The 8,422-nt window shown below is 64.5% G+C and carries 6 protein-coding genes; 3 read left to right on the top strand and 3 right to left on the bottom strand.

The window, feature by feature from the left end; translation table 11 throughout:
* The 3 genes from B2Z70_RS03545 to B2Z70_RS03535 form a co-directional block, all read left to right on the top strand.
* A partial coding sequence (locus B2Z70_RS03545; protein WP_292981052.1) for an AsmA family protein occupies positions 1-1,636 on the top strand: 1,636 nt, incomplete at its 5' end.
* 85 nt (positions 1,637-1,721) lie between these two features.
* A complete protein-coding gene (ggt, locus tag B2Z70_RS03540; protein ID WP_292981049.1) occupies positions 1,722-3,491 on the top strand; it encodes a gamma-glutamyltransferase in 1,770 nt (589 codons plus the stop codon).
* 102 nt (positions 3,492-3,593) lie between these two features.
* A complete protein-coding gene (locus tag B2Z70_RS03535; RefSeq protein WP_009801203.1) occupies positions 3,594-4,523 on the top strand; it encodes a beta/gamma crystallin-related protein in 930 nt (309 codons plus the stop codon).
* 72 nt (positions 4,524-4,595) lie between these two features.
* On the opposite strand, the gene astB is transcribed toward B2Z70_RS03535, so the two are convergent.
* The 3 genes from astB to astA are packed head-to-tail and all read right to left on the bottom strand — an operon-like array spanning position 4,596 to position 8,421.
* Positions 4,596-5,945, bottom strand: coding sequence for an N-succinylarginine dihydrolase (astB, locus tag B2Z70_RS03530; RefSeq protein WP_009801204.1), 1,350 nt, complete (start codon positions 5,943-5,945; stop codon positions 4,596-4,598).
* A gap of 2 nt (positions 5,946-5,947) precedes the next feature.
* A complete protein-coding gene (astD, locus tag B2Z70_RS03525) occupies positions 5,948-7,399 on the bottom strand; it encodes a succinylglutamate-semialdehyde dehydrogenase (RefSeq protein ID WP_292981045.1) in 1,452 nt (483 codons plus the stop codon).
* The gene (gene astA, locus B2Z70_RS03520) at positions 7,399-8,421 is read right to left on the bottom strand and encodes an arginine N-succinyltransferase (protein WP_292981042.1); all 1,023 of its coding nucleotides are present in this window, start codon (positions 8,419-8,421) and stop codon (positions 7,399-7,401) included. Before astA ends, astD begins: the two co-directional genes overlap by 1 nt.
* Between the last annotated feature and the right edge of the window lies 1 nt (position 8,422).

Below are 8,422 nucleotides of genomic sequence, written 5' to 3'. Positions count from 1 at the left end.
GGGTGTGGCGAAAGCCACTCCTGAAGAGGGCTTCCAGCGTCAGCCCGGCGCCCTGCCCTTCGAGGCCAGCTTTGGCGACGTGCGGATCGAGAATGGCGCCGTCACCTTTGATGACGGCGTCCAGACCCGCCGGTTTGATGCGCTCAATCTGTCCATTGATCTGCCGTCGGTGGACCAGCCGGTGCGCTTGCGCGGTTCGTTCGAGGCCGATGGCCGCCCGATGAATTTCAACGCCGAGCTGGGATCCCTGCGCGGTTTCTTCGAGGGCCGGGAAACGCCCTTCTCGACCACGCTGAACGGCCCCCTCGCCGATCTCACGCTGGAAGGCCGCTTCCTGGAAAGCACCGAGCTGGCGTTTGATGGGGATATGGATGTAACGCTGCCCTTGCGCGCACTCGCGCGCTATCTGGGCGCAGACTTGCCTGATGGCGACATTTTCCGCCAGTTCAGCGCGCGCTCCGCGGTCTCCGGAGAGCCGGGTCTTCTACGACTGCGCGAGGCGCGCATCAGCTTTGACGATATCGACGCCCAGGGCGCCATGACGCTGAATTATGGCGGCGCCCGGCCGCGCATTACGGGGGAGTTGAGCACCGCCATGCTGGACCTCACCCCTTACATTCCTGCGGACAGTGAGCCGGACGCCAATCGCGCCGGCGCCCCTGCCGGCATTTCCCAATGGAGCGATGAGCCGATCGATCTGGCGCCGCTTCGCACGCTCGATTCCGAGCTCACCATACGCGCTGACGAGCTCAAGGCGCGTGACATCGAAGTCAGCGACGTCACCGCTCTGGTGACCGTGGATCAGGGCCGCATGACGGCGCGCCTCAACCGCTTCCAGCTGTATGGAGGCACGGGCGAGGCCGTGGCGGTCATTAATGCGCGCAGCAATACGCCGAGCTTCTCCTTCAACGCCAATCTGGATGCGCTGGAAGCGCAGCCCTTCCTGCTGGCGGCGGCGCAGTTTGACCGTCTGATCGGGGATGGCGGCTTCAATCTGGATCTCACCGCCAGCGGCTCGAGCCCGGCGGCGATCATGAATTCCCTGTCCGGGACCGGCGGGTTCGAATTCAATGACGGCGCCATCAAGGGCGTGAACCTCGCCCAGATGATCCGCACCGTGCAGACCGCGCTTCAGAACCGCGCCCTGCCCACCGCCTTTGCCGAATCCGAGCAGACCGACTTCTCGAGCCTCGGAGGCACCTTCACCGTGACCAATGGCGTGGTGAGCAATCAGGATCTGCAAATGCTCAGCCCGCTTTTGCGCGTGCTGGGCGACGGCCGCATCGATCTGGGCGCCCAGAGCATCGACTACCGCCTCACCCCGCGCGCCGTGCAGTCCCTGACCGGTCAGGGCGGCCAGCTCGATCTTCAGGGTCTGGAAGTGCCGGTGCGTCTGCAGGGCGGGTTCAACAATGTCTCAGCCCGCATCGATTTCGAGGCCGTGGCCCGCAACCTTCTCAGCCAGCAGGCGGGGCGCCTGCTGCGTCAGAATGGCGACAGTGAAACAGACGACGACGCCCCCGCCTCGCCTGAAGATGTGGTCCGCGGCCTGTTCGGGCAGCTCCTGAACAACAACCGCAACCAGCCGGATGAAGAGGCGCCGGACGAGGAAGATGGCGGCGAACAGCCGAACTAGTCCTTGATCGCAGACCAGTCGGCTTATCTACTGGCCCCGAAAGGGCGGACCTCGACGTCCGCCCCTGCACTCGGGGAGCAAGCCAATGAACAAGATCGCAGCCGCCGGTATGGTCGCCGCCATGGCCTTTAGCGAATTCGGAGCGTCAGCCGGCGCGCAGGACTTCTATCCCGGAGACCGGGTGAGCGGTGATCATTTCGCGACCCGCTCTCCGGTGACCGCGGTCCATGGCATGGCCGCCACGGCCCATCCGCTGGCCACTCAGATAGCGCTCGACATCCTCAAATCCGGCGGCAACGCCGTGGACGCCGCCATAGCGGCGAACGCGGCGCTCGGCCTCATGGAGCCGACCGGCAATGGCATTGGCGGGGACATCTTCGTCATTGTCTATGATCCCGAGACGCGACAGGTCTATGGCCTGAACGGCGCCGGACGCTCTCCCCTTGGCCTGAGCTATGAAGAGGTCGTCGAGACGGTCGGCGAAGACGGCGCCATTCCGCCGCTGGGCGCCATGCCGGTCTCCGTGCCCGGCACGGTGGATGGCTGGTATGCCCTGCACGAACGCTTTGGCGAAATGCCGATGGATGAGGTGCTGGCGCCCACGATCCGCTATGCCGAGGAGGGTTTCCCCCTCACCCAGACGATCGCCTATTACTGGGATCGGAACATGTCGATCCTCGAGGCCCGCCATGCCCAGGACGAGATCGAGGAATTCGACAACGCCCGCGCCACCTATCTGACCGAGGATGGCGACGCGCCCCGCGAGGGCGAGATCTTCCGCAACCCTGACCTCGCCAGCACCCTGCGCCAGATCGCCGAGGGCGGACGGGACGCCTTTTACGAGGGCGAGATCGCCCGCACCATCGACGCCTATATGCAGCGCATTGGCGGCTGGATTCGCTATGAGGATCTGGCGAACCATCGCTCCGAATGGGTGGAGCCGGTCAGCGTGAACTATCGCGGCTATGATGTATGGGAATTGCCGCCCCAGGGTCAGGGTATCGCCGCCCTGCAGATGCTGCAGATCCTTGAAGACTACGACCTCGCCTCCATGGGCTTCATGAGCGCAGACGCCCTGCATGTGCAGATCGAGGCCAAGCGTCTCGCCTTTGAGGACCGCGCGCGTTTTTACGCCGATCCCGACTTTGCGCCGGCTCCGGTCGAAGCGCTTCTGAGCGAGGAGTACGCCGCCGAGCGCCGCGCTCTCATTTCCATGGACCAGGCGATGCAAAGCGTCACCCATGGCGACCCGGCGATCCTTGAGGATGGCGACACCACCTATCTGACGGTCGCGGACGGCAATGGCATGATGGTCTCGCTGATCCAGTCGAACTTCCGGGGCATGGGCTCGGGTCTTGTGCCGGACGGGTTGGGCTTCATGTTCCAGGATCGCGGCGAGCTGTTCAGCCTCGACCCGAACCACCCCAATGTCTACGCGCCGGGCAAACGCCCCTTCCACACCATCATCCCGGCGATGATCACTCAAGACGGTGATGGCGTGATGAGCTTTGGCCTTATGGGGGGCGGCATGCAGCCCCAGGGCCATGTGCAGATCGTCTCCAACATCATCGATTTCGGGCTCAATGTTCAGGAAGCGGGCGACACGGCGCGCTGGCGCCATGAAGGCTCCACCTCCGAGACCGGCGCCGCGGGCGAGACCGCAGGCGTCGGCGTTGTGCATCTGGAAAGCGGCGTGCCGGCCGAGGTGCGCGCCGAACTGGAGGCCCGCGGCCACGTCATCGGCGCATCCGATGGCGGCTTTGGCGGCTATCAGGCGATCTGGCGCGACCGCGAGACCGGCGTGCTCTACGGCGCCAGCGAGATGCGCAAGGACGGAAACGCCCAAGGCTATTAAAGCCTTGTCATGAACACGGGGGCGACTTCGCTTTCAGTCCCGGTTCAGGTTGGACGGGCCATAAACCCCGGCATAGTCTGATCTGGTCATTAGGAGACTGAAATGCGTTTCGCCCCTGTTCTGCTTGCCGCCATGGCCGGTCTTGCCGTGACCGCCGACCTTGCTGAAGCCCAGCGCCACGATCGGGGCCGCGGTCCGTCGATCACCCTCTATGACCAGCCCAACTATCAGGGCCGATCTGTGGTGATCGACACTGACGCCGAAAATCTTGACTGGCTGAACTTCAACGACATGGCCAGCTCGATCCGGGTCAGCGGCGGGCAATGGGAAGTCTGCATCGATGCGAGCTATCGCGGCACCTGCCAGGTTATCGACTCTGACCTGCCGAATATGAGCCAGTGGGCCTTCAATGACCGGATCAGCTCGATCCGTCCCGTTCATGACCAGGGTCGCCGTGGCCGGACGCGCGACAATGGCGTCACGCTCTGGTCCGGACCGAACTTCACGGGCCGCAGCGTCACCCTGATCGAGCCGAGCGACAATCTGAACCGTCTGGGGTTCAACGACGCCGCCCAGTCCATTGAGGTGCATTCGGGCGACTGGACCTTCTGCCAGCACGCTGACTATGGCGGACGCTGCGTCGAGATTGATCGCGATGTGCGCAATCTGAACGCCTACAACCTCAACCGAGAGATCAGCTCGGCCACCAATCAGCACCGTCCGCGCGACGATGATTACGGCTATCCGGGACGCCCCGGTCACGGCTCCAACCGCATCGAGGGCGGCGTGCAGGGCGTGCAGTCGGTCTTCTTTGCGCGCCCGACCGCAAACGGCTACGCCATTTCCGCTTGCGACAGCCGCAGCTATGGTCGGTGCGGAGATCAGGAAGCCGACGCGCTGTGCCGCGTCAGCGGCATGAACCGTGCGGTTCATTATGGCGTCGAGCGGGCCCGGGGATCGGTCTGGTCACTGGATGAGCGTCGTCCGGTTCGCGGCGACGAAGCGCTCGTGGACGTGCTGTGCGTACGCTAGGCGCATCCACATAAATCAAAAGAAACCCCGGCGCCGGGCGCCGGGGTTTTTTGTGTCCAGACCTGACTGAGATCAGGCGCCGGCGCGCTGGAACGGATAAAAGTCTGATCCCAAACCCAAAATTGACGTGAGCGCATCCAGCGCCTCGCGGCTTTCATTCACAAGGGCCGGATCGCCCAGATCCCCCGGCGCCAATGCCTCGCGATAATGGGTTTGCGCCCAGTCGGTGAGCTGCGCATAGAGCGCGTCATCCATCATCACTTTGGGATTGACGGCGTGGCGCTCGGCCTCGGTCAGCACCACGCGCAAGCGCAGGCAAGCTGGCCCGCCGCCATTGCGCATGGACTGGCGCACATCGGCGAACTTCACCGCGCCAATGGGCGTATTGCCGTCCACAAGACGCTGGCAATAGGCGTTGGTGGAGGCGGTTTCCTCGGTCTCTTTCGGCGCCACGAGAACCTGGCGCGCCTCGCCCGGCCAGATCAGAAGCTGGGAGTTGAAAAGGTAGGACGTGATGGCGTCCTCCAGCGGCACCTCGGCGTCGGGCACTTCCACAAAGACCGGCTCGAAGAGGCCGTCCGCCGCCTTGCGAATGGCGTCCAGTGCAGCGGCCTTGTCCTCAAAGGCGTGCTCATGGAAGAACAGGACAGGACCGGTTCCCACGCACACGACATCATTGTGGAAGGCGCCCGCCTCGATCGCCTTGCGCGACTGGCGGATATGGACGGTGCGCTCAGACTTCAGACCATGGCGGCGCTCCACCGCTTCGCACGCCTGCAGGGTCTGGCGCGCCGGGAACTTGCCGTCCCAGGCCTCGAACGCATCCCGGCCATGAACGAAGATTTCAACGCCTTCCGCGCCATGCTCGGCGCACAGGCGCACATGGTTGGCGGCGCCCTCGTCTGCGAAGGCGGACTGATAGGGCAGCGTGTCGTGCACGGCGAAGCGCGCCGCGTCCGGAAAGATCGCCGACAGGGCGCGACGGGTCTGCTCGCCTTCGATGGAACGGTGCAACGCCGTCAGCAGGTTGGCGGGGGTGAAGTGAAGACGCCCGTCCGCCGTATCGGCGCTCGGGCTGACCGTTGCGGCATTCGCCGCCCACATGGAGCTGGCGGACAGCATGTTCAGCGCGAGCGCGGGCTGGGCCTTGTACGCGGCTTCCCAGATTGCGCCGTCACTGGCGCCTGAAAAGCCCAGCGCTTTGAGGTGCGGAATGTACGGGCGCTCCTGCGGCGGCAGCACGCCCTGCACCAGACCGGCGTCGGCGAGGCTTTTGGCTTTCGCCAGCCCTTCCAGCACGCCCGCACGCGGCGCGGCGATGGAGCCGGAATTCTTGGCGCTCGCCAGATTGCCCGGCGCGAGCCCGCCATAATTATGGGTCGGGCCGACAAGGCCGTCGAAATTGGCTTCCACCGCGCTCATGATCAGAGCCCTTTCACAGGCATTTTCTCGACCGTCGCAGCGGCCTGGGTCGCCACCGGATAGGCCACATAGTCCGCGGCGTAATAGGCGCTCGGGCGCAGATTGCCCGACTGGCCCGGCCCGCCGAACGGCATGGTGGAGGCCGCGCCCGGCGTCGGACGATTGCGGTTCACGATGCCGGCGCGGCTGCCCGCCCAGAACTGCTTCCAGAGATCTTCAGAGTCAGACACCAACCCGGCCGACAGGCCATAGGCGGTATTGTTGGCTTCCTTGAGCGCCGCCTCGAAACTGTCCGCCCGGCGTACCTGCAGCAGCGGGCCGAAGACTTCCTCGTCCGGCGTGTCCACGCCATCCACATCCAGAAGCCCGGGGCTGACAAAGGCGTCGCCGAGCGCCATGGCTTCGGACTTGACGATGGGTCTGGCGCCCAGAGCAATGAGCTCATCCTGCGCCTTGAGAACATTCGCGGCCGCCTGAGCCGAGACCAGCGGCCCCATGAAGGGTTCGGGATCGGCGTTCCACACATTGACGCTGAGCTTGCCGATCATGCCGACCAGCTGCTCGACCACGGCATCGCCCGCTGCGCCCTGGGGCAGGATCAGGCGACGCGCACAGGAGCAGCGCTGCCCTGCTGTAATGTAGCTCGACAGCACCGCAATGCGTGCGGCGGCCTCGGCGTCGGCCGCATCCCAGACCACGAGCGGGTTGTTGCCGCCCATTTCGAGCGCCAGTTGCACGCCCGTGCGGCCTGCAAACTTCTTGTGGATGAAGGAACCGGTGTTCCAGCTGCCGGTGAACAGCACGCCATCCAGTTCGGGATCGTCCAGCGCCGCGGCGCCGGTTTCACGCGCGCCTTGCACCAGGTTCAGCACGCCGGCGGGCAAGCCCGCCTTCTCCCAGCACTGGACCATGAATTCGCCCACGGCCGGGGTCAGCTCGGACGGTTTGAACACCACGGTGTTGCCCGCCAGCAGCGCGGGAATGATATGCCCGTTCGGCAGATGTCCGGGGAAGTTGTACGGACCGAGGACGAACATGACGCCCAGCGGCTTGTGATCGAGCACAGCCTCGCCGAATTCGGTTTCGGTGACCTTGCGTCCGGCGCGCTCATCATGGGCGGCGATGGAAACGCCGACCTTGGCCGCCATGGCGCCCGCCTCGCCCTTGGTTTCCCAGAGCGGCTTGCCGGTCTCCCGGCTGATCAGCTGGGCGATGTGATCGGCTTCCGCCTTGACGATGTCGCCATAGGCCTCAACCACCGCCCGACGCTCTTCATACGGTGTCAGCGCCCACTCACCGAACGCGGCGCGGGACGATCCGAACGCCTCCTTGACGATGTCAGGCGTGGCGCTCTTGCCGGTCCAGACCGTGTCGCCCGTGGCGGGATCGGTTGAGCTCATCGCGGCGCCGCCGCCTGACACCCATTGTCCTGAGATAAAAGCGGAATGCGCCATCAGCTTAGCTCCTTGGTCCATAGGCGTACGGTTTGTCCCGCGCTGACATTCAACGCGCGGGCGGCGTCTGCATCCAGAGAAACGGCGTCCCCGGTGACGCTGACCTCTGCATGCACGCATCGGAAATCAGGCATCTGATTGTTGGAGACCAAAGCGCGCAGCGTGTCGCCGCCCGGCGCGCCGTCCGCCACGCTCATCAGATGACTGTCCTTGATGGTGCGGACATCATCGGTCTCACAGCTGACCAGCGGCCCGCCATCGAAAATGTCCACATAGCGGTCATAGCGAAAGCCTTCAGACTCCAGCAATCGCAATGCATTGGCGCCATCGGGATGGGTCTTGCCGATCACGGCCTGGACCTCGTCCGGCAAGAGATCGAGAAAGATCGCCGAGCGCGGCATCAGGTCGAGGATGAACTGGTTGTCCGTGGCTGCTGACAGGGAATCCGCTTCCTCAAAGCTCATGCGGAAGAAGGGACGCGTCACATGCTCGTAGAAAACGGACTCGCCCTTGTCGTCTACAACGCCGCGCAACTCAGACAGCATGCGATGGCCAAAGCGGGTTCGGTCCGCCGCCACCAGCATGTAGCGGCTCTGCGAGGTGAGCCGCCCTGCCCCTGACCCGCGCAGCGCGTCGCTGACAAACAGCGACCCCACTTCCGTGCAGCCGGCGAAATCATTCACGAGCAGCATGGCGTCCATGTCAAAGCGGCGATCCGCTTCTCTGGAAGACTGGGCGATGGTGAAAATCTTGAAGTCGAAATAGGGCTTCTTCACCCCCACTTCGGCTTTCACCGCCGCGGTGCCGTAGACCTGACCAGTGACGGAATCCTCCAGCATCAGCTGGTAGACGCACTCGGAACGGTCCTCGAGCACGCCTTCAAACGCCTGCTCGGACTTCAGGAGTTTGGCGTGCAAGGCCTCGTCATCCAGCGACAGGCTGGTGAAACCCGGACCCGCAGCCCGCGCGAGTTCTACGAATGCGGCATGGTCATCAGACCGTGCGGCGCGCACCACGAGCATG

Source organism: Oceanicaulis sp. UBA6590, from assembly GCF_002433705.1.
Classification (GTDB): domain Bacteria; phylum Pseudomonadota; class Alphaproteobacteria; order Caulobacterales; family Maricaulaceae; genus Oceanicaulis.
Note: the sequence above shows the minus strand (reverse complement) of the source record. Positions and strands in the feature narration are given on the sequence as shown.

What these genes read in the sequence shown, in the direction of transcription:
- ggt (WP_292981049.1), top strand. Translation starts at nt 1,722, where the DNA reads ATGAACAAGATCGCAGCCGCCGGTATGGTCGCCGCCATGGCCTTTAGC.
- astD (WP_292981045.1), bottom strand. Translation starts at nt 7,399, where the DNA reads ATGGCGCATTCCGCTTTTATCTCAGGACAATGGGTGTCAGGCGGCGGC.
- astB (WP_009801204.1), bottom strand. Translation starts at nt 5,945, where the DNA reads ATGAGCGCGGTGGAAGCCAATTTCGACGGCCTTGTCGGCCCGACCCAT.
- B2Z70_RS03535 (WP_009801203.1), top strand. Translation starts at nt 3,594, where the DNA reads ATGCGTTTCGCCCCTGTTCTGCTTGCCGCCATGGCCGGTCTTGCCGTG.
- astA (WP_292981042.1), bottom strand. Translation starts at nt 8,421, where the DNA reads ATGCTCGTGGTGCGCGCCGCACGGTCTGATGACCATGCCGCATTCGTA.